A 19,089-nucleotide genomic window follows, 5' to 3' on the forward strand; every position below is an offset into this window, starting at 1 on the left:
GAATCATGCGCCCAGTCACAAAGCAAGCAATTGCCGCTCCGATGATGATGAAGGCCATTTCACGCAGTGACAACATACCCCCCGTTTAGCAATTGGAGCGCATCCAATCGACAAAATAGACGCCCAGTGATCGTAAATGTACCATTTTGACTCGTTGGCATATATCTTTTTCTTCCCATGCGTGGCAACATCCAAAACACGGCTCGTTAGCGAGTCGCGCAGGACGCAATTCGACCCATTCAACGGATAAGGGAATATGACCTCGAACTATCTCAAACTGAGCCAGCAAATGCAGGAACTCGCAAACCAAGCCGCAGCGGCGCGCGAGGCCGAGGTGCCGGCTGTTATCGCGCAGATCCGCGAACTGATGGCCACGTACAACCTGACCGTCGCCGATCTTGGCTTCACGGCCGTGGAGAAGGCTGCGCGTAAGAGCCGTGGCAAAGCCGCCTCGGCTGCCGAGAAGGCCCCGCGTCCGCCGAAGTATCACAACCCCAAGACGGGCGAGACGTGGTCGGGACTCGGACGCGCGCCGACGTGGATCAAGGATGCGAAGAACCGCAATCGCTTCCTCATCGAGCAGCCGGAATAATGCGATTGTTGGCATCAGTAGTCGTGCATTCGATACATGCGGGCGCGACTACTGATGCAGCAGCGCTATCGACCATCCTCTGGTCGGTTTGATTGCAGGCGTACAACGCTATTCTTCGAGCTCTGGGCTGCTTAGGGGCCGCTCACCCCGAAAGGCTCTTTCCTGTTTTTCTCGTTTTTTTAAAGACGGGCTTCTAGGCCTCATTCCCGGGTTCCCCGATCTCGCTAATTCGCAAGTCACGGCATCGTCGCTTTGGGTTGCGCAGCCACCCTTCAAACGAAGAAAAAACAGACAAAGAGTCTTGGGGTTCAGCGATATCACACCCCTGCTCGGCGTCGAAGCGACCGCTTGGTTTGCGAACGAACCAGCTTAGACCCGCTATCGCTTAGCACTACCGATTCTCACACCGCCCATCCGGTGGCACCGGATCGACCAGCACCGCGACGAGTACGTACCCCTTAAAGCGCTGCCCGATTTCATCCTGAAACAGACGTGCCGCCTCCCTGTCGGTCTGCGCATCGAATAGTCCATGCACCGGACGTATCGCGTCAGCCGACCCTTCTTTCCGGAGAATGCCGGAGACCATGAACCGAGTGGGTTGCTTCGCCTGCCAATTGATCAGAGGGCCGCTTCCGACCTGACCGGCGTGCGCAGTCGCCTGCGCCATCGCGAAGACCAACCCGCATAGAACAGCTCGCATTCTTACTTTCTCCCCTTCCCGACCGAAGTCGCTCGTCGCACTGGTTAGCAGCACCTTTAGATACAGACGAGACCTAGCCGGACCGTTAGTTGCGTTGAATCGAGTAGCACTTCTCCGGGACCAGCTCTACGGCTCGATATCTCCCGAGCCACTCGATACCGCCAACGCGATCCGGTTGCCGGGAATGTCTTCGGAGTGGAATCCCGCGACTTTCTCCGCGCGCCGCATTGATCCGTCGTTCGGCGTCCACGTGCTCGCGACCTTTTCGAACCCGATTTCCATACGTTGCGCCAGCGCTCCCACCGGCCAGTCGACCACTTGCGGCTCTTCGAACTCGAGGGTCACAAGCGGACCGCCATGATCAGCCCTGAGATCGACGATCGTCGCGTCGCCAGACCCTCCACTCATTCTCGCGCGATGACCGACAACAAACCCGCCGAGCTGGTAGCCGATCGGCTTGCAATAGCGTACCGAGCTGGCCGCCAAGACACCCAACTCGGCGACCTCCGCAAAGGCGTCCTCGTAGGTGGTTTGGACCAGCTTAGTGTATGAGCGCTCACCCATATCGTGTCCGATATACCAGAAGCTCTTTACGTCTCGAGAGTCCACGCAGATTCCGATCCACCCCGAATTCAGGGGATCGCCGGAGTGCGCATCGTGGATCAGTACATGAGTCCCGACGACCGTCATAAACGGCAGTGCATGGGGGTCAACGATCGAGTCGACGGGTGCGTCAAGTCGCTCACGAGCGGCCGCAACCGCGTGCCTGATGGTGTCGGCTCGCCCATGGTCCTCGAATTTGACACCCTCCAGCTCTTTCAGCAGCACGTCGGCCCGACTTGCGGTCGGATCTTCGTTCAACTCGCCCAATGCGATCAAAATTTCCTCTCGGGATACACACGTACGGTTCATGTCCTTTTTCATTCTCGCCTCGGTATATGTTGGCTGCTTCGGATATCCTGTATTGCCTTCAAATCGAGCCCGTAGGACCCTCTTCCGGATCGGCACCCCCAACCGTAGTGGTTTGGCGAATCGATCTCACCCAGCTTCCGGATAGGCGCTCCAATGCGTGCGCGTGCGTTTCCCGCTGCGCATCAGAATTTGCAGCGATCAAGCAGAATTCGTGGAAGTGCCTTTGGGCCGCGATGTTGTGCGGACTGCTACTCGTCACATCCATCAGCGACGGAAACCCAAGATCGACCGGGCATGCCACAACCTCGATCGCCCCACCACTGTGACTCATCAGTTGCGCGACAGTGGACTGTGCTGATTGAGCGAACCTGACGTGGATTTCGATCCGTTCACTCGACTCCTGCCTCAACCGATCGATCTGAGCAGCAGATTCAGCAATTTCGACGCCACATGCGCGGATTTCATCGAGAAAGACCGGATGCAGAGAGGCACGGCCATAGTGTAGGAGCTTCATTTTTCGCTTCACTTCAGTATATGAATAGGCATCCTTAATTAATCTGTCTGCTACCGTCGTCTTCCCCGCTCTTCCCTCAACCCAGCGCTACGCCAACCTCATCGCGGTCATGCGAAGCGAACGATGCTTGAAGTGCACTATCCGCGATCAAGCCTTCAATCTCAGTCGAGTAGAGATGAGGCATACCCGGTAGATGTTGTTCGCTGGTGGTCCTGCCGTCGCGGCATCGTTCAGCAATTTGCGCGTTCAGCTTGCTCAGCTCATCATCCGCGAGCGCGCGAATCGCAACCCTCATGGACTCGTCAAGGCCCCGCGCAGTGAGCAGACGCGTCAACGAGGTGCCGCTTCCCAGTGCAGCCTCTTTGAGCGCAACGTAGTCGTCGTGCAATGAAGCCAACTGAGGTTTCTCGAAAAGAATCTTTGCTCCCCGAACAATGCCGCGCGGATCCTTGATGGACACACGGCGTTCGGCAATGACGCCGGTAGCGGCGAGGCTGCTAGCCGAGTCCGCAATTCCCAACTTCTTCGCCCCGGGGTAGCTCAATCCACGAGCACCCCAGACGAGCTCGACAGTCTTCCGGTAGATCGACTCACTGCCTCCGGCAGCGGCGAAGGAGTGAATCACACGTCGCTCAGCACACGCGAACACGTCCGGCGAGCTCCGAAAGGTATCGGGCGAGTGAAGCACCCTCAGAAGAAGCGCATCGTCCGGGTAGGAGCTGAGCGGCTCGTACTCAGAGCGCATCAACGACAGCGGAAGCGGTAACGTGTATTCGTGCTTTCGCCCGTGCTCATTTACGAACCACGCGGTCCGCGCGCCACTCGCCGATTGCGTTGCAACGGCAGGCTCGAGCACGCCAAAAACGTGGTCGCGGTCCGGTGGTACCACAAGCCTGACGACCAAACCTCGTTCAAGCGCTGCTCCGATATCGACGACCTCGGAGTTCACCTCGAGCGGGATGGCACCCACCGGACCAATCATCTCAACTCCCTATCATTCCAAAGCCGGGCCGTCGGCGCCCGGGGTATTGGTGTAACGTTGGAGCACGCGTTCTGCATGCTCCTGATAGATTTCCTCGCGCGCAACTTCCTGCAGCGGCCGGATCACTTCATCCATCCCAAAGAACCCAACCGCAACCGACGCCGCCTCAACTTCGGAGACGGCCGTTTCTGCCAAGTCTGCCGACACCTTTCCTTTTGACAGGCTCGCTTCGAGCGATTGGCGAACCGACTTCATCAGGTCGACGTACTCGCGCTCCGCACGGATCAACCCGACGCTGCTATCGTTCTGGCGAGCCCAGTAGGCGTTCGCCGCGTGCGCCGCGAGGCGATTCTTGACCGTAGCGAGATCGTCCGAGACTCCACCGATGCTTTCGAAGCGGAGCTGGCCGCGCTCGGACGCGACACTTCGATAGAACTGCATCGCACGCTCGTCGTTGCCGAATGCGCGCACAATCTCCTCGACCCCAACCCGGAACGCCTTCGCTCGATATTCCGGCGCATGGCCTACCAGCTCCCGCGCTGCGAGCTCGGGAGCAATCGGCTTCGCCTTGGCGATCGCCGCGACCACGGATTCGAATGGCACATGCGCGTAGGCTGCGTCGATCAGGTGTGCGCCAAACTCACGCGGCGACAGGTTCACGAGCGGCGCTACGCTTTCGTTGCCGGTTTGCGAGGTCGAAAAGTACATTTGATATCTCAGAAGTATTCGGGCCACCGGCCCATATTCGTTACGTGAGCGCCGCCTCCATCCCGGCATCCGGACCTTCCGGATGGCGCAACTCGGCGAGCGTTCGGGCAGCCTTCTGCGCAACGGTCACCCCGAACGCGGCATGCAGCATCTTGCGCGACTTCGGCACGTTCGCCATCTCGGCCAGAACGTCGACCGGGGTGTGGCTGTTGTCGGCCACCGCCTCGAGCTCTCTCGCACCGAAAACGACGTCGCGAGTGCGCGCGATCTTGCGCAGCACATCTGCGCTCCGCACACCCGGCAGGGCCGTGAGGCGCAGGGCGTTGTCGTACGTGGTGTCGACGAGCTCGTCACACAGTTTAACGTAGGGGCTCTGGGGGTCCGGCGCGAATCGGGACTTCAGCGCGGCATTGCGCGCCACTTCGTGCCGCACAATGGAATCGTCCGACGAATTCAGCAGCTCGCGCATGAGGCCCGGCTCGAGCGAAGGATTCGACGCCAACGAGCGCATCACGTGGACATCCGCCGCGAGGGTGTCGTCATGTGCGATCACCCGTTGCGATTTTTCGGGCAGATGCGGATTCTTTGCGAGCTCCTTGATGACCGTCGGTTCGTTGATGAACATGCTGGTCAGGTAGTGAAGCTCGTGGGGATCGTCCGACTCCTTCGCGACTCGCAGCGCCTCTCTGATCGCCTGCGGACGAGCCTTCGGCTCTTCGCGGCTACGCGCGGCCTTCACCAGACGATTGATCGCCTCCTCAGCTTGCGCCATGCGCATCACGCCGACGGTCGCCGCGCCGAAGCGGCGGCCGTCGATCTGAAGCGCCTTATCGGCATGAAGTCGCTGCCGGCGCACGAGGGCACCCATGTCCGCGAACGAAAGGTACGCCGGGGTCGGCGTCGGGGCGAATTCCGATACAGAAAGGGACGGATTCATGATCAGGCTCCTACGCTGACACCGCTGTCCACGAGCTGCACGTCTTTTTCCGTGAGACCGATCTGGTGCAGGGCAATCGATCGGTAGTCCGCCTTGAACGCGAAATAGTAAATGCCGTCAGCACTGGAGTGACTGATGGCGCCGGGACCGGTCGCCCCCGATGCCTGCGCCGAGAGGTAGCGCTCTGCGACACCTCCGAGCTCGGCCAACCACTCGACACCCGCGTCGCCTTGTTCCCAGATCGACTCGAGGCTCACGCTCTCGACGTCCGTACGCGCCTCTTTGGTGTAGTCGCGGACACCAATGACGTCGACGCCCGGGAGAATTTCCGCGAGGAGAATCGGATGCGATGTCGACAGTACGAGCGCATCTGCCGCCTCGATCAGCATTGCGATTCGCGATGCGATCACGGGACCCAACACATTGGGGCCATATTCCGGCGCCGCCTCGGCGAGCGAAGCGACGAGGCGTGCTGCGATGGAGTGGCGTTCGGACGGCTGCATTGATTTCCCCAAGTCTCGATTGAACTTGCGCGCCATGGCGCATTGACACCGATTATACCGAGGGGCCTTAAAACGGCAAAAAAATAACGCGTTTTATGGTTTTCTTGTAAAATGTCAGTCAATTAGGATCGATTTTAATATATTTTTTTATATCGTTGGAGCCCAGCGATGGCGAACCCGTTTACCCCGAGCCCGACCGACGCAGCCGTCAAAGTGCTGCAGATGATTTTCGGGGATGTGATCACGCATCTCGTGTCCGGAATGACTCCCGGCGCCGCGAGCAATGCTGCTGCAACGATGTTGGGTGTGGCCTTCCGCTACTTCAATGGCGGCGTACTCGTATTCGGGTCGTTCATCCTGACGTGGGTCACCATTTTCGGGATCGCAAACTCTGCGAACGATGGCGAGGTTCTTGGCAAGCAGTGGTCAACCTTCTATACCCCGATTCGGACAGTCTCAGCTGCAGCAGTGTTGATGCCAACGTCCAGCGGGTTCGCAGGTATCCAAATCATCTTGTTGCTTGTTGTCACTTGGTCGATCGGGTTCGCGTCGAATATCTGGACGGCGGTTGCAACGTACAGCATCTCTCAAAGCATCACCAGCGCGGCAACGAGCAGCATCACATCGGATCCGAATTTCGAGTCGAACATCGCTTCCGCGATTCGTATGGGAGCGTGTGCGCGCGGCGTAAACAATGCAATGGCGACGCTCATGCCCGACTCGAGGATCAACCTGCAGTTGCAGACCGCCCAGTCCAAGGACCAGCATTTCGGCGAGACAACCTACGTCACAACCTACACTTACGCCGATCCGAACTGGGCCGGGAGTGCGGCCATTTGCGGCACGATGACGCTGACCGACAGCTATCCGATCGTAAGCAACGCCGTAAATTCGATCTTCAGCGGCAATCCTTCCAGCGGGAACACCTCGTCGAACACCCAGACAGCCGACATGCTGCGTCGTAACATCGCGGATGCTCGCAACAACTTCTTCACCAGCGTATTCCAGCAGTTCGTGCCGAATGCCGTGTCGCAGATCGCGAACGCGGCGGTCAGCACTGCGGATATCCAGTTGAGTGCTACCGCACTTTCAAACGCCATCGCTGCTGAAAAGCAGCTACTGGCCGGTGATGTGCAGCAAGCCGTGCTGCAGACGATTTCAGGGCAGAACAGTAGCTTCGTCAGCACGATGACGAGTCAAGGCTGGATCTTCGCAGCGTCGTACTGGACAGATCTGGGACGAATCAAAGACGCCGTGCGTACAGCAACGACGTCGAAGGTCAACTTCACGGCCGGAAGCAACACGCTCGAAAACCTGTTGCCGCCCGGGGTCGTGCTGATCGCGGCTAACGCAACCATGGCGAGCGTTTCGAATCTGGCGACGCTGCTCACGAATAAGGCGCTCAGCACGGCGTCAAGCAATGCCAGCACGTCGACTCCGGCCATCCCGTCGCTCCAGACCACATTCACGCTCAACGACTTCACGGACGGCGATAGCGCTACCAAGACAATGTTTGGCAAGTGGTTCCGGCACCTCGGGACCTCGCTGATCGCGGGCATGGTTAACTTCCTCGGCGATCCGAATGAGGATCCCGTGATGCAGGTTAAGAGTCTCGGCGACTGGATCTCTTCGTTCGCCGAAGGTGTCTTTTTGCTCAAGACAACGGTGCACGCAACGCTCGAAGGGCTCGGCGCGACCGCAGCCAGTTCTATGCTGCCCGGCACCTCTATTGCGGCAGGTTTTGCGAAGGCAGCAGCGGTGTTCTTCACCGACATGTTCGCACTCGTATCGCCGTCGCTCTTCATGTTGATGTACGCGGGCTACTTCCTCGGAATCTGGATTCCGATGGTTCCGTTCTACGTGTTTGCAATCGGCGTTGTCGGATGGCTGGTCTTCGTGATTGAAATGATGGCCGCTGGTGTGTTGTGGGCCGCCGCACACACGACGCCCGCACGCGACAACAGCTTCATCGGCAGTCAGATGCAGGGCTATATGCTCGTGATGTCTGGCTTCTTCCGACCAGCGCTGATGGTAGTCGGCCTCGTCGCAAGCAATGCGGTCCTCTACCCCTCGATCGCATACATCAACGCGTCTTTCATCACGCGCGTGCAAGCGATCCAGCAAGACACCGTGACAGGGCCGCTATCGATTGCAGCGTTCATGCTGGTCTACTGCGTGATCATCTTCGCCGTATTCATGCTCGTCTTCAGTCTCCCGCAGACGCTTCCCGATCGGATCCTCCGTTGGATCGGAGCAGGCGTCGGTGATCTGGGTGAACAGAACTCGATGGGCAAGATCGAAGGAAGTGCGAGTTCGCAAGCACGTACCGCGATGATCACGGCTGCAACGAAGCAGTCGCATCTGTCCCAAGCGCGGCAGAAACAGCGTGACGACGACGCTCGTCGTGCCTTTGCGGCCGCTGACGAGTCCGTGAAACAAAGCGCCCTCGACACTCCGGCTACGGAGACGGGTCCCGGCCCGTTGCGCATCGAGTAATTCCCGTCACGGGCCCTGAGCGATTCAAGAACGTAGGTCGCGAGTCCTGTAACATTTCGGTCTCGTACACCTACGTTTTCCGACCGTGACCCTCTTACTGAAAGACCTAAGCGCCGAGCTCAAGGAGCTCAATGTGCGCATCGCTGACGCGAAGCGCGAGGAAAAGCGCGCCGCGCTGGAAGCATTCAAAGTACTGGTGGATTTGTACGGAATATCGCAAGAGGAACTGCTGCTGGCGCTGGGCTTTACGAAGGCAAAGCCGACTCGCGCCCCGGCAAAATACTACGACCCGTCCTCTGGTAAAACATGGTCCGGGCGTGGCCCCACACCAAAGTGGCTTCAGGACAAGAACCCCGATAACTATCTGGTCGACCGCGCGCCGAAAAAGTGGTGGCCCGGGGAAAATTCCTAAGCTGCCAGCGACCTTGCGCCGCTGGCAGACCGTCACTCGGGTTTACAGACCCGGCGCATCGTCAGTCGGGATGTACCAGTCACGGCTCTTCCGTGCCGCAACTTGCGGATTTTTGCGCGGATCCTCGTCGAGATATCCCGTCGACAACATCTCCCCGACCTCCGCATCATATGCCTTGGTCATGGCGGTATAAGCCCGCGTGCGCACTTCATCGACGTCGAGCCCCAACGCACTAGCGAGATCCTTTGCCAGCGCATCGATCACCTTGCGCGATGCATTCGAGACCGCCCGCAAATCGTTGTACTCGCCCGTCAGAGCTTTCAACTGCGAGCCAACGTCACGAAGCTTGTCCGAGCGCACCGCGATCGCCCGCTGAGCATTCTTCAATGCAGCGCCCGCGCGATACATGTCCGCTGCGGCGCCGGTAGACGCTTCACCAGCTGCAGCTTTGATCATCGAGAGATCCTCGAGTGCGCCTTGTGCATCTTTCGCGTTCATTCCAATCATGTTCTTCTCCAGTGGGACTACCGTCCCATCGATATCTCATGCTATCACGCTGTTACGGCTCGAGAGCAGGTCCTGCGGGCCGTGCAGCAGTGCGCCGCCGTCGCTGCGTGAAGATCGCGGGATCCAACGTCATTTGCCCCGACACGATGCCCTCTGCGAGCTTGAATGCTGGTCGCAGGAGCTCAAGATCCGCCTCGCTAACACCGCACTCATCGACGTACATTCCGCGCCAAGACGCGCTGACGATGGCCGCCATCTCTTGGAGCGTCTCCCAAGCCTCGACATGCTCGTAGGCAAAGACTGGCGCATCCGCAACCAGATTTTCCGGCAACGCTACGCGCGTACGCCTGTTCACGGCCATCGCTTGGACAAGTTGCGTTTGTGGAATCGCGACTATGTCGTATGCCGGCGACAATGCCCATGAAGTATCCCGAAAAATAAGTCCGTGGTTTCGGGGGTGGTCGTCATAGTTGCCGACCAAGGCGTTGTACGCCATCCGGCGCCACAATTCTCGCTGTTGATCTTCCGCCCCTTGGTGACGGTCGCCGCACCACCGCCTCAGCTCGTGAGCAAGCTTCGGATACGAGCGATCCGGATCTTCTCGTGTGACGTCGCTGCTCAAGCGAAGTACCGTCGCAGCGCTCGCAAAGAGCGATCGCTCGACGCCATCGTCGACCACATTGCGATCGAATCGCTTCACCAGCACGACTTCGTGCACGCCGATACGTTCGAATTGCACTTCTGCCACGTCGATGTTGCACTGCCTCGCGAGCTTCATCGCGACGTATTCACGCGCAGGCAGCAACCGCGCGCCATTTCGGGGCTGCAGTTTCGCGATCCACCACTCTCTCTTTCCATCTACCTCACGTGAAATTGTCAGCTTCGGCTTCTCGCCACCGAGGCTGGTTCCGTCTTCATCACCGGTCAGTTGCCGTACCAATCCGGTGATCGATTCACCGACATCCGTGTTTGCGAGTCGAACTCGAAATTCTTGCTCACACGGCGGCACGAAAGATATTTTCCGCTCGATCTCGTCGGCCCCGCAGACTTCGATCGCCCCGACACCATCTCCCGCAGCAAAGTCCATCCGCTCGATCTCGTCGAGCGTTTGATTCCCGTGCTTGGCGTTCAAGAGGTCTAGACCAAAACCCTCTGGCGCCGCGTCGCGCAATACGCCAAATACACCGTTCATCTGGATCGTAGTCGCCGGTCTTGTCGAGCGCGAAAACGGCAGATTCATCGGGTCGATGGCGATCGCATCGGCTCTGTTCCGATACTCGTCAGAGTAAAGAAATCGCCCCAACCCCGGCTCCCAACTGAAGGTGCCACACTGTACTGGCATAACCGAACCCGGAAGCCAGACCCAGACAGGACGTTCGCGCTCAGCCATGCGCACCTCGCTGACGGCGTTTTAGACTGCTCATCGCGGCTCTCTGGATCTCAGCAGACTGCTCGGGCCGGACAGCATCGCGAATTCCGTCGAGGAGATCCATCACCCAAAGGGCGTTGAGAATCTGCCCAAACGATACGGAAGGTCTACCCTTCTCTATGTTGACCACGGTGTTGACGCTTGACCCCATTTTTTCGGCCAAATCGGCTTGCGTCCACCCGCGCGCGCGCCGCGCGAGGGCCACCGTCTCCCCGAGCGAGGTGACGACCTCCTCGGCCTCGAAGGGCAGCAGTTCCGAACGTAAGGACTTTTTCACAATAAACTCAAAGAAATGTCGCGTAGTTTTGAGTTTAACCAAAATTGCGCCAATTTCAAGGCTCTTTCGAGCTTCCCAAATTGTGTTGCTTTTTGGAGGCTATTTTTGAACTGGCCCTACATAAATTTTCGCTCGCGCCAATCTACTGTGCAGCGGGAGCGTCAGTTGATAGAGCGCAGCCGGTCGGCGGCCGCTCGTGCCTCGGGGCCAAGCGGGACGACGCTCTTGCGAATGCTGTCGGCGTGGTCGATCTGGCGGCGACCGCGCACGAGCTAAACGATGAATTTGCGGAATTTGTGGCAGTCCGGAAAACGGCTCCACATCACGTGGACGTCTCGTAGGGAGGCGCCGCTACTTCCGGCAATTGCGTCGGGTAGATGACGCGCCAATTGCTCATAGAAGTACAGCGCTTGGTGCCGAACGATTGCGCATCACGGAGGCGGGGAGCTCCGCGTGCGCATAATCCTCCTGAGGCGACGAATGGCGCTCAGTGCAGCAGGAGCGGCGCAATAGCACGCATGACTGCCTGAGCGCCTGACGGGGTCAGATGCGAACCATCGAATGAGACGATCATGCCTCGCCCCGCTCCAGTGCGCGTCAGGCATTCGTTCCCGTCACACATCGCGCGATAGGCCGACACATACTCGATGCCGAGTTTCTTCGCAACTTCCTCGCCCTCGCGATCGAGCTGACTGGACCTTGGGTCGACACCATAACTCGAGCGAGCCGGAAGCTCCTGATGGTGCTGGCGCCAGTAGACCCAGTACAGCGTTGGCAGCGGGCTCTCCCACGTCGCAACCTGCCCCAGTAAGACAATCCTCTTCACACCCGCTTCGCGGGCCTCTGCGACGGTTCTAGCGAGACCCGCGAACCGATCCTCGCTCCAATTGGCGGTGAGCACCAAGGTGTGCGGCTTCGCTGCCTTCAGCGCATCCAACGCAGCCGCGTTGATCCGGCCGCAGCGATCAGTGCCACCTAACAGTGGCGGGCAGCCGGAAGCGCTGAATTCTGCCACTCGGACGTTCGTCCCGGTCCGCTCGTCGCGGAATCCCGGGTAGATCGCTGCAGCTCGCGAATCTCCCCAAAGGAACACCAGCGGTGCTGCCCCCTGCTCGACACACTCTGGCGAAAACGATTCGATCGGGCCTTCGAGATAGCACGTTCCCCGGCGCCATTCACGACCAAGATCGAAGTGGATGCCGTCCGCAAACTTCTCGGTGAGATGAGCCATGCGAAATTCCAAGCCGTTGCGGTCGAAGGCGTTGTAACCCCCGAATCCGGCACCCAGCACGAGCACCAACAAGGTCACGGCCGCCGATCTCGACCACCTCGAACGGCGAATCGGCAACTCGACGAAGCGATAGGTGATCCACGCAGCGGGAAAGGCGATCGCAACCGCCGCCGCACGCAGGTACCACGCCGGCACTCCCGTCGACATCATCCGCAGGAACGACAGCAAGGGCCAGTGGAACAAATACAGCGGGTAGCTGATCAATCCGACCATCAGGACCGGACGAGTGGCGATCCGTCGCATCAGCGGCGAATGCTGCCCGCCTTGGACGACGAGGTAGGCACCGACGGTCGGCACGAGTGCCCACCAGCCCGGAAAGGTCAGGTGCGAGTTCATCAGCACGATCGACGCAATGAGCATCGCAATGCCTGCGACGACACCTGCGTCGGCGTGACGCACGTCCCGCTGCCCCCTGCCGGCCTCTCGATACGCGAGTAAGCTGCCGATCATCAGTTCCCATGCACGCGTAATCGGCCAGTAAAAAGCAGTCGTCGGATCGGATCTGACAATGATCACGCAGGAGGCGAACGATAGAACGCCCAGAACTGAAATCGCCCACATCGGCGACCGTCTCAGACGAGTCACTGCCCAGAGAATCAGCGGCCAGAACAGATAAAACTGCTCTTCCACACCCAGCGACCAGAGGTGCAGCAGCGGCTTCAAGTCCGCCGACGCATCGAAGTAGCCCGCCTCCTTCCACAGTACGAGGTTCGCGACTGATAACGCACCGCCTGCGATGTGCTTGCCCAGCGCCCCGAACTCGTCAGGCAGGAGGTTGAACCAGCCCATGACATACGCGCCGACAAGGACGATCAAGAGCGCCGGTAAAATCCTCCGAATCCGTCGACTGTAGAAGCTCCCGAGAGAGAAGCGGCCCTCCTCGAGCTCGCGCAGGATATGCGACGTGATGAGATATCCGGAGATGACAAAGAAAATGTCGACGCCGACAAAACCGCCCGGGAACACCCCGGGAAATGCATGGAAGACCACGACGCTCACGACTGCAAGTGCGCGAAGTACATCGATATCAGGTCTATAGCCGGGCGCTGGTCGCACGTCGGTATGCTTCCTCGAGGCGCGCATTACCGATGCGGCGAGGACACTATTCTGGTCTACAGTGTTCATTTGGAATTTGGCGCACAACAGCGATTGGCACGATCGCGAATTGCCGCATTTGAAGTTCTCGTTTCAGCCGCCCTGTTCGCGGCATGGTTGCGCCCCCGGTCTCGACGGGCGCGGCGCAATTTTAATTGGTTGCTGTCGTCAACGTAGTAGAAGTGCGTCTTCAGTTCTTGCGTGGCACCTTGCGCGATTTATCGGGCACCTTCAGCAGTGCGACCAGATCGGCTGACGTCGTGACTCGATATTCGTCGGACACCGCATGGACCGACGGAGGCGTGATGCTCCCCGACGCATCACGGGAGGGTGATGGGTAGGCCACAGCGATCTCGCTCGACGCGTGCGAGACTGCCGGCGATGGATGCTGCCCAACTTGCTTCGACGGCCGAGACTTGAGGAGCCGCGCGTCCTGTAGGTCGCGGCCCAACACATCCGATGCAGCCAGCTTCTCCAGATCGCCCTCGAGACCCAGCACTTGCATGACGGAAAGATAGGCACCCATCGTCACCCCGGAACCGCCCGCCTCCAATGAGCGAAGCGTCATAGGCGACATTCCGGCACGTTCCGCGACCTGCTTTGCCGTCAACTTGCGACGCAGGCGCGCCAACTTCAGCCTCTCTCCAAAGTCGACGAGCAATCGATTGGCTGCAGGCAGCAGTGGAGCAGTCTTCTTGGCCACGATAGTGCTAATATTCTATTGATATTCAAATGAAAGCGCCAAAATAATAGCACCTCTTGAGGCGACCGTGTGAGACTTCACCTCCCAGTCGGGTCATCAATCGAACGCAGGAAATATGCTCGTTGACTTCGGGCTGGAGGCGAGCATCTTCCGCCGCTCGCACATCGCGGTCCCCGCACTCTTCGGTAGCACGGGGAGCCCCATCACGCTTCAAGCGCTACGGCTTCCATCTCGGGCATATCGGCGATCGCCGTCCACTTCCAGTCGTTCTTGGACTGCCCTTTCTGCTTCGTCTGGACGAGCATCTTCTCACGCGCCTTCGTCCACGCAAGAGCCTGCTCCGATACCCGGAACTTGGTTGCAGACGCACGCCACTCGCTTTCGTCGAGGCCGAGAATCACCTTTGTCCCACAGGACATCATGAATCCGTCCGGGACATGCTTAGGACTCTGCGTCGCAACGATCAGCGAGAGGCCGAATTTTCGAGCCTCGAGACCGATCTTGTTCATGATGTTGTCGGGATCATCATCGGCGTAAATGTGCCCTTCGTCCGCGATGATGATTTCGACCACGTCGTCCTGCTCACCCCGCTGGATGGCATTCAAGAAGATCTCTTCCATCTTGAAAAGGCCGGCAAGGCGCCGCTCGTCGAGCAACAGTGCGTTGGTGACATAGCGCCACACCATCACATTCTCATCGTGAGGAGCCGGCTCGGTCTTGAACATCCCCATCGCGTCGAGGTTTTCAAGTCGATCCACGACCGAGGACAACACGTCAGTACTGCTGTACTTCATCAGCGTATCGATCTCTCTCCCGGTCTTGATCGACTCAACGTACTGCGTAAACGTATCAATTGCGGACTGCTTCTTTTTTTCGATTGTCGCAATCAGCGCCTCATCCTCGACGAGCTTTTCGCCTCGCCGCATGGCTTCGAGCACCGAGCTCTGGTACTGCCCCGACGCGCGCTGAAAAATTTCGAGGTTCGTGATGGCCTCTTCATCGGCCCCGAGAAATGATTGAGCGAGGATTCTCCGAGCATATACAAGCGCATCGCGGATCGACGGCTGAGTGCGGCCGAGCGTCTTCGGCTGCCAGCGCGTGATGCCGCCGTGGTATTTGTCCGGTTGTATCCACCAGCACATGAGCCCCGGTTCCCACCGTGCACCGAGCGCCTTCGCCTGATCTTTCTCCGCGCGAGGAACGTCGATGTACAGACGGTTACTGCCATCGGATAGAAATCTCGCGCTGTCCGGATCGATCATCCACGTGGAGGGATCATCTTGATTGAAACCATGACTGGCGTAGAGATCAGCAAGCAAGTTCCGAAGGCAAGCCTCCTGCTTGTTTCCAAGCCGACGCATCACTCGATTCATCGTTGTGATGAAGCCTTGGATTTGTTTTCTGAGGCCTCCGAAATGCGGATCCGGATTGACCCGTAGCGGATTCACGAGCCCGTAGGGGCTTTGTTCGGAAAAGACGACGGTGCTAGCACCCGGGATATCGATGTCGCCGTGGACATCGATCACATGTACTCGCAGCTTCTGCCCCGGAGCCAGCGTAGATGCAACGTTCGAAATGATCTTCTTCAGGGTGTACGTCTTGCCCATCCCGGAAATGCCGGCGACGATCATGTGAGGGTTCACGACTTGTGTGGTATCCCACACAACCGGAACTTTCTTGCCGCGACTCAGCTCACCGGCTTCGTACCCAAACATCGCTTTCATTTAACAGTCCCTCGTATGCATTCGCCTTCAGGCGTTCGGCTCATCCGGCGCCAGCCAGATGTCGTTGTCAGCTGATTCGTACTGATGTCGGGTCGCTTTTGCCTGACCTGCGAGATAGTCGAGGTCCGGCATCGCACCCTCCATCGACAAGCGTCGCTCGACACCGAGCTCCACAGCCACGCGACGCAAGCTCGGATCGAGCGATCTGTTCGAGTAGAACAGCGCGTTCCGCGCATCCAGCGTCAACTTGGTCGACAATGCCAACGACGCATTGGCGAGGCTGTTGAGCGCCGGAATGGTTTGATAGACTTCCTGATCAATCTTCTCTTGCCGCGAGCGCGCGACGAGCTCCGGGCCAAACGGAATCACTGTCAGATTCATGCTTTCGCTCCGATTTCATACAGCGCTGCACCGTCCGCTTTCGACGGACGGATCTCGAGACTCGACAGTTCAGGAGCAGACTCGATGATCATGTCGACCATCCGATCCATCAGCCGCGCGAACGCCTCATCGATATGTGATGTCGGCATGCCCGTCGCACGATGCTCGCGAACTCGGCACATACGCGCCTCCGGATCGAGCATCGCGAGCGCTTTGATATCGCGGTTCGCGACCGCACGATAGTTCTGCGCGTAGAGCAATCCAGCACGCTCAATCAGTGTCTGCTCGACCGCAGCACGTGTAGCGACTGCCACATCACCGGATGACAGGATTCGTTCGATTGCGCGATCGCTGTTGATCACCACTGCGGCGAGTCCAGCAGCGACGAGCTCATCCGGCTGCGGATGGAAGTAACTGAAGGCCGAAACTGCGTTGTGAATTTCGGTCGTGGCACCGAAGAGGGCGAGACGTCGCCCAGTCACCGGATCGGCTACGTGGACACTGGACGACTCGCCGTCGATACCCGAGAAGAAATCGGCCTCTTTGACGGTCCTGTAAATCTCTGCGATCTGCTCGACAGACAGCTCGCGCATACCCGTTGCATGCGCAAGACGCCATTGCATCGAGATCGTGTCGGCCGCGCCCTCCCGCAACGCATTTCTCAGCGCCGGAAACTGGGGGGATGCTTCGTCGACGCCGAGCAACGGCGTCGCCGCGTCGGCCAGCCGGGTCGCCCTCGCGAGGAGCGTCGACGCGGCACCTGCGATTTCCTCCTCGCTGGCGTTCCCACCCGGCGCCGTTGCAACCGCGCTCATCAGCGCCGATACAACCTTCATCACCGAACACACCTTTCGCCCCCTCCAGCCGATGTCGGCCGTCGACGTCGCAGCGTTAGGCGGAATCATTCGCTCCGACGCAACCGACGAGAAAGACTCTTTTCCGCTATCTAGCGACGACGCGGCTTCAACATTGCCCGATTCCTCGGCCGGCATTTGCACTCCCGATCTCATGCTTACGATCCAAATTGATCGGTGTCATTTTAGCAAATAATGTAGAATCCATATCGTTATCGCGCATCTGTGCCACTATGGAAGCGAAAAAGAAATCTGTTTTTGTATCTGATCGCATCATTGCGACGGTCGACTTCATCAAGTGGACAAGCACGTTCGGTGAAGACGCGATCAAGCAGATGGAGACGCCCCTGACCGGAGTGCGGTTGACGGCCGCGCTCGTCCATCTCTTCGGCATGGTGCGCGGCGAGCACTATCCGATGCTGGCGATGCATCAGGTCGAGGCACCATGGCTCGCTCACCTGCCCATTCAGATGGCACTTGCAGGCTACGGCGATGGGGTGATCCTCATAACGGAGGCGCACACCGTCTTCGATCAATCCTTCCCGTCGATCGGCATCGATATCTTCGTGCCACATGAGTACCGGAACGAGTTCATGACGGCTCGCATGATGGGTCTATGTCACGCAAGTGACACCGGCCTATCTCCAATCAACAAGGCGTTTCCTGTCTACACACGAGAGCGGTACGAGCTCGAGCGCCGCTCGCTCTCGCGCGACGCGGAGGAAACAAGCCTGTTTTCGGGGATTTAGCGTGCAGTCGCGTGAAGTCAGAGGCACGCTACAACGCTGGGTTGCCGGCACCGTGATCGCGACAGTTTCGATCTGCGCATCGCTGCCTGCATCCGCGCAATCTATCGAATCCCTGCTGCCGGTTTGCGCCCCTCTCGTCCATCCACTCACGATGAGCAAGATCGTCAAGGTGGAATCGAAGTGGCGCCAGTTCGCTCTTGCTGACGCAGGGCCGAAAGGCCTGCCGTGGAAGGGCGTGCGCGAAAAGATGGTGCGGTCGTACTTCCCCACGACGGCCGATGATGCCGAACAGATCGCGACTCGCCTGATTGCCTCGAATCACATCGTCGCAATCGGGCTGTCGCAAGTAAGCAGCGAGAACCTGAAGCGATTTGGGCTGACCGTCCGACAGGTGCTCGACCCTTGCACCAATCTGCGAACCGGCTCGACGATCCTCACCGAGTTCTATTTGAGAGCGCGCAAGACTATTGCCGATCCCAATCGCGCGATCCTCGCCGCAATCTCGGCGTACAACACCGGGAACTTCACGTCGGGTTTCTCGAACGGCTACGTCAAAAGCGTGGTGGACGCCAAGGGTGTGAATGAACCGACCGTGCCCGCGATGTACGACGCGGAACTCCCGGGCAATGCATACGCAGACGGCAACGCAGCTGCGCCCGCATATGCGCCCCGCCCTCGGCCTCAGCTGCTCAGCCAGAAGCTCGCCGTGCTTCACGTCACGGATGAGGAACCTTGAACCATGATCGGATTCATCCCGCTCGCCGCAATTTTCGTGTTCTTTCAGCTGATCGTGAGCCTGACGTCGGTCGACGACGGAAAGATCGCTGTCGCCCAGACCGACACGACTACGATCGGTCAAAGCATGCTTGTGCTCCACGGTTTTGCCGCACTGTACGCGAGCAAGAATCCGGGCTACACGGGTTATGCGAACGACGCGACGCTGGGCTCGCCGAGCTGGTACAACCGTCCGTCATACGTCGGTAGCTACCTAACCGGCGGGAAGGCGTATGTCTACTACACCGGGGCCGTGCAGGGCCTGCCAGCCTATCTCGTGACGACATCCGGTGACATCTACGGCGCCGGCACGAACCAAAACGGCGTGCTCATGAGCCCATCGGCAACGCCGGCTGCGACCGCATCCTTGACGATTCCCTCTCAAGTGCCAAACGGCAGCGTCGTGGTAATGCCATGAATGTAGGCGGATGGCCTATTTCTGGTCGAACTGCGGGCCAATACCGAATGCGAGGACTGAATGAAGGTTTCTGAACTGTGCGGCCCGAAGCTTGATTATTGGGTTGCGTGCGCCGAAGGCCTGAACCACGG

20 protein-coding genes are annotated in these 19,089 nt (G+C 58.9%); 6 read left to right on the plus strand and 14 right to left on the minus strand.

Going from position 1 to position 19,089, the window contains the following annotated elements; all coding sequences use genetic code 11:
* Positions 1–256: 256 nt before the first annotated feature.
* On the plus strand, positions 257–592 hold the full coding sequence (locus tag G3N98_RS01020; protein ID WP_206146872.1) for an H-NS histone family protein: 336 nt from the start codon (positions 257–259) through the stop codon (positions 590–592).
* Positions 593–1,418: 826 nt separating this feature from the next.
* Here the strand turns inward: G3N98_RS01020 and G3N98_RS01025 are convergent.
* The 6 genes from G3N98_RS01025 to G3N98_RS01050 all read right to left on the minus strand — a co-directional run bounded on the left by G3N98_RS01025 (position 1,419) and on the right by G3N98_RS01050 (position 5,884).
* Entirely contained in the window at positions 1,419–2,216 is a 798-nt protein-coding gene (locus tag G3N98_RS01025) for a hypothetical protein (protein ID WP_206146873.1), read from the minus strand.
* Between the two features lie 46 nt (positions 2,217–2,262).
* Positions 2,263–2,718: a hypothetical protein gene (locus G3N98_RS01030; RefSeq protein WP_206146874.1), complete on the minus strand. Its 456-nt coding sequence runs from the start codon at positions 2,716–2,718 to the stop codon at positions 2,263–2,265.
* Between the two features lie 76 nt (positions 2,719–2,794).
* Complete coding sequence (locus G3N98_RS01035) at positions 2,795–3,700, minus strand: hypothetical protein (protein WP_206146875.1); 906 nt, start codon at positions 3,698–3,700, stop codon at positions 2,795–2,797.
* A gap of 12 nt (positions 3,701–3,712) precedes the next feature.
* Positions 3,713–4,408 (minus strand): hypothetical protein, encoded by a 696-nt coding sequence (locus tag G3N98_RS01040; RefSeq protein WP_206146876.1) that lies wholly within the window; start codon positions 4,406–4,408, stop codon positions 3,713–3,715.
* 40 nt (positions 4,409–4,448) lie between these two features.
* On the minus strand, positions 4,449–5,345 hold the full coding sequence (locus G3N98_RS01045; RefSeq protein WP_206146877.1) for a hypothetical protein: 897 nt from the start codon (positions 5,343–5,345) through the stop codon (positions 4,449–4,451).
* A gap of 2 nt (positions 5,346–5,347) precedes the next feature.
* On the minus strand, positions 5,348–5,884 hold the full coding sequence (locus G3N98_RS01050) for a hypothetical protein (RefSeq protein ID WP_241025654.1): 537 nt from the start codon (positions 5,882–5,884) through the stop codon (positions 5,348–5,350).
* Between the two features lie 132 nt (positions 5,885–6,016).
* Between G3N98_RS01050 and G3N98_RS01055 the strand changes: the two genes are divergently transcribed.
* Together G3N98_RS01055 and G3N98_RS01060 are read left to right on the plus strand one after the other, a co-directional pair.
* Complete coding sequence (locus G3N98_RS01055) at positions 6,017–8,344, plus strand: DotA/TraY family protein (protein WP_206146878.1); 2,328 nt, start codon at positions 6,017–6,019, stop codon at positions 8,342–8,344.
* An 85-nt stretch (positions 8,345–8,429) separates the two neighbouring features.
* A complete protein-coding gene (locus G3N98_RS01060) occupies positions 8,430–8,756 on the plus strand; it encodes an H-NS histone family protein (protein ID WP_206146879.1) in 327 nt (108 codons plus the stop codon).
* A 42-nt stretch (positions 8,757–8,798) separates the two neighbouring features.
* On the opposite strand, the gene G3N98_RS01065 is transcribed toward G3N98_RS01060, so the two are convergent.
* The 8 genes from G3N98_RS01065 to G3N98_RS01100 form a co-directional block, all read right to left on the minus strand.
* Complete coding sequence (locus G3N98_RS01065) at positions 8,799–9,263, minus strand: hypothetical protein (protein ID WP_206146880.1); 465 nt, start codon at positions 9,261–9,263, stop codon at positions 8,799–8,801.
* A gap of 52 nt (positions 9,264–9,315) precedes the next feature.
* Positions 9,316–10,653, minus strand: coding sequence for a type II toxin-antitoxin system HipA family toxin (locus tag G3N98_RS01070; protein ID WP_206146881.1), 1,338 nt, complete (start codon positions 10,651–10,653; stop codon positions 9,316–9,318).
* Positions 10,646–10,969, minus strand: a complete 324-nt coding sequence (locus G3N98_RS01075; RefSeq protein ID WP_346779050.1) for a helix-turn-helix domain-containing protein — start codon at positions 10,967–10,969, stop codon at positions 10,646–10,648. Before G3N98_RS01075 ends, G3N98_RS01070 begins: the two co-directional genes overlap by 8 nt.
* Before the next feature lie 487 nt (positions 10,970–11,456).
* Positions 11,457–13,385 (minus strand): acyltransferase family protein, encoded by a 1,929-nt coding sequence (locus tag G3N98_RS01080; protein WP_206146882.1) that lies wholly within the window; start codon positions 13,383–13,385, stop codon positions 11,457–11,459.
* A gap of 160 nt (positions 13,386–13,545) precedes the next feature.
* The gene (locus G3N98_RS01085) at positions 13,546–14,058 is read right to left on the minus strand and encodes a helix-turn-helix transcriptional regulator (protein WP_206146883.1); all 513 of its coding nucleotides are present in this window, start codon (positions 14,056–14,058) and stop codon (positions 13,546–13,548) included.
* A gap of 203 nt (positions 14,059–14,261) precedes the next feature.
* Positions 14,262–15,782, minus strand: a complete 1,521-nt coding sequence (locus tag G3N98_RS01090) for a DUF5710 domain-containing protein (protein WP_206146884.1) — start codon at positions 15,780–15,782, stop codon at positions 14,262–14,264.
* 27 nt (positions 15,783–15,809) lie between these two features.
* Complete coding sequence (locus G3N98_RS01095; protein WP_206146885.1) at positions 15,810–16,163, minus strand: hypothetical protein; 354 nt, start codon at positions 16,161–16,163, stop codon at positions 15,810–15,812.
* Positions 16,160–17,155, minus strand: a complete 996-nt coding sequence (locus G3N98_RS01100) for a hypothetical protein (RefSeq protein ID WP_241025656.1) — start codon at positions 17,153–17,155, stop codon at positions 16,160–16,162. Before G3N98_RS01100 ends, G3N98_RS01095 begins: the two co-directional genes overlap by 4 nt.
* A 95-nt stretch (positions 17,156–17,250) precedes the next feature.
* Here G3N98_RS01100 and G3N98_RS01105 point away from each other — a divergent pair, with 95 nt between their 5' ends.
* From G3N98_RS01105 to pilM, 3 genes are read left to right on the plus strand one after another with little or no spacing between them, the layout of a single operon-like run.
* Positions 17,251–17,766: a hypothetical protein gene (locus G3N98_RS01105; RefSeq protein WP_206146886.1), complete on the plus strand. Its 516-nt coding sequence runs from the start codon at positions 17,251–17,253 to the stop codon at positions 17,764–17,766.
* A gap of 1 nt (position 17,767) precedes the next feature.
* Positions 17,768–18,502 (plus strand): lytic transglycosylase domain-containing protein, encoded by a 735-nt coding sequence (locus G3N98_RS01110; RefSeq protein WP_206146887.1) that lies wholly within the window; start codon positions 17,768–17,770, stop codon positions 18,500–18,502.
* Positions 18,503–18,505: 3 nt separating this feature from the next.
* The gene (gene pilM / locus G3N98_RS01115; RefSeq protein ID WP_206146888.1) at positions 18,506–18,958 is read left to right on the plus strand and encodes a type IV pilus biogenesis protein PilM; all 453 of its coding nucleotides are present in this window, start codon (positions 18,506–18,508) and stop codon (positions 18,956–18,958) included.
* Positions 18,959–19,089: the final 131 nt, after the last annotated feature.

This window comes from Burkholderia sp. Tr-20390 (genome assembly GCF_017104595.1).
In the GTDB taxonomy this organism is placed as follows: Bacteria; Pseudomonadota; Gammaproteobacteria; order Burkholderiales; family Burkholderiaceae; genus Burkholderia.

Bases quoted from the DNA above. Each gene is read 5' to 3' on its own strand.
- G3N98_RS01080 (WP_206146882.1), bottom strand. From the start codon at position 13,385: ATGAACACTGTAGACCAGAATAGTGTCCTCGCCGCATCGGTAATGCGC.
- G3N98_RS01105 (WP_206146886.1), top strand. From the start codon at position 17,251: ATGGAAGCGAAAAAGAAATCTGTTTTTGTATCTGATCGCATCATTGCG.
- G3N98_RS01055 (WP_206146878.1), top strand. From the start codon at position 6,017: ATGGCGAACCCGTTTACCCCGAGCCCGACCGACGCAGCCGTCAAAGTG.
- G3N98_RS01040 (WP_206146876.1), bottom strand. From the start codon at position 4,408: ATGTACTTTTCGACCTCGCAAACCGGCAACGAAAGCGTAGCGCCGCTC.
- G3N98_RS01070 (WP_206146881.1), bottom strand. From the start codon at position 10,653: ATGGCTGAGCGCGAACGTCCTGTCTGGGTCTGGCTTCCGGGTTCGGTT.
- G3N98_RS01090 (WP_206146884.1), bottom strand. From the start codon at position 15,782: ATGAAAGCGATGTTTGGGTACGAAGCCGGTGAGCTGAGTCGCGGCAAG.
- G3N98_RS01020 (WP_206146872.1), top strand. From the start codon at position 257: ATGACCTCGAACTATCTCAAACTGAGCCAGCAAATGCAGGAACTCGCA.
- G3N98_RS01035 (WP_206146875.1), bottom strand. From the start codon at position 3,700: ATGATTGGTCCGGTGGGTGCCATCCCGCTCGAGGTGAACTCCGAGGTC.
- G3N98_RS01030 (WP_206146874.1), bottom strand. From the start codon at position 2,718: ATGAAGCTCCTACACTATGGCCGTGCCTCTCTGCATCCGGTCTTTCTC.
- G3N98_RS01025 (WP_206146873.1), bottom strand. From the start codon at position 2,216: ATGAAAAAGGACATGAACCGTACGTGTGTATCCCGAGAGGAAATTTTG.
- pilM (WP_206146888.1), top strand. From the start codon at position 18,506: ATGATCGGATTCATCCCGCTCGCCGCAATTTTCGTGTTCTTTCAGCTG.
- G3N98_RS01095 (WP_206146885.1), bottom strand. From the start codon at position 16,163: ATGAATCTGACAGTGATTCCGTTTGGCCCGGAGCTCGTCGCGCGCTCG.
- G3N98_RS01065 (WP_206146880.1), bottom strand. From the start codon at position 9,263: ATGATTGGAATGAACGCGAAAGATGCACAAGGCGCACTCGAGGATCTC.
- G3N98_RS01045 (WP_206146877.1), bottom strand. From the start codon at position 5,345: ATGAATCCGTCCCTTTCTGTATCGGAATTCGCCCCGACGCCGACCCCG.
- G3N98_RS01100 (WP_241025656.1), bottom strand. From the start codon at position 17,155: ATGCCGGCCGAGGAATCGGGCAATGTTGAAGCCGCGTCGTCGCTAGAT.
- G3N98_RS01050 (WP_241025654.1), bottom strand. From the start codon at position 5,884: ATGGCGCGCAAGTTCAATCGAGACTTGGGGAAATCAATGCAGCCGTCC.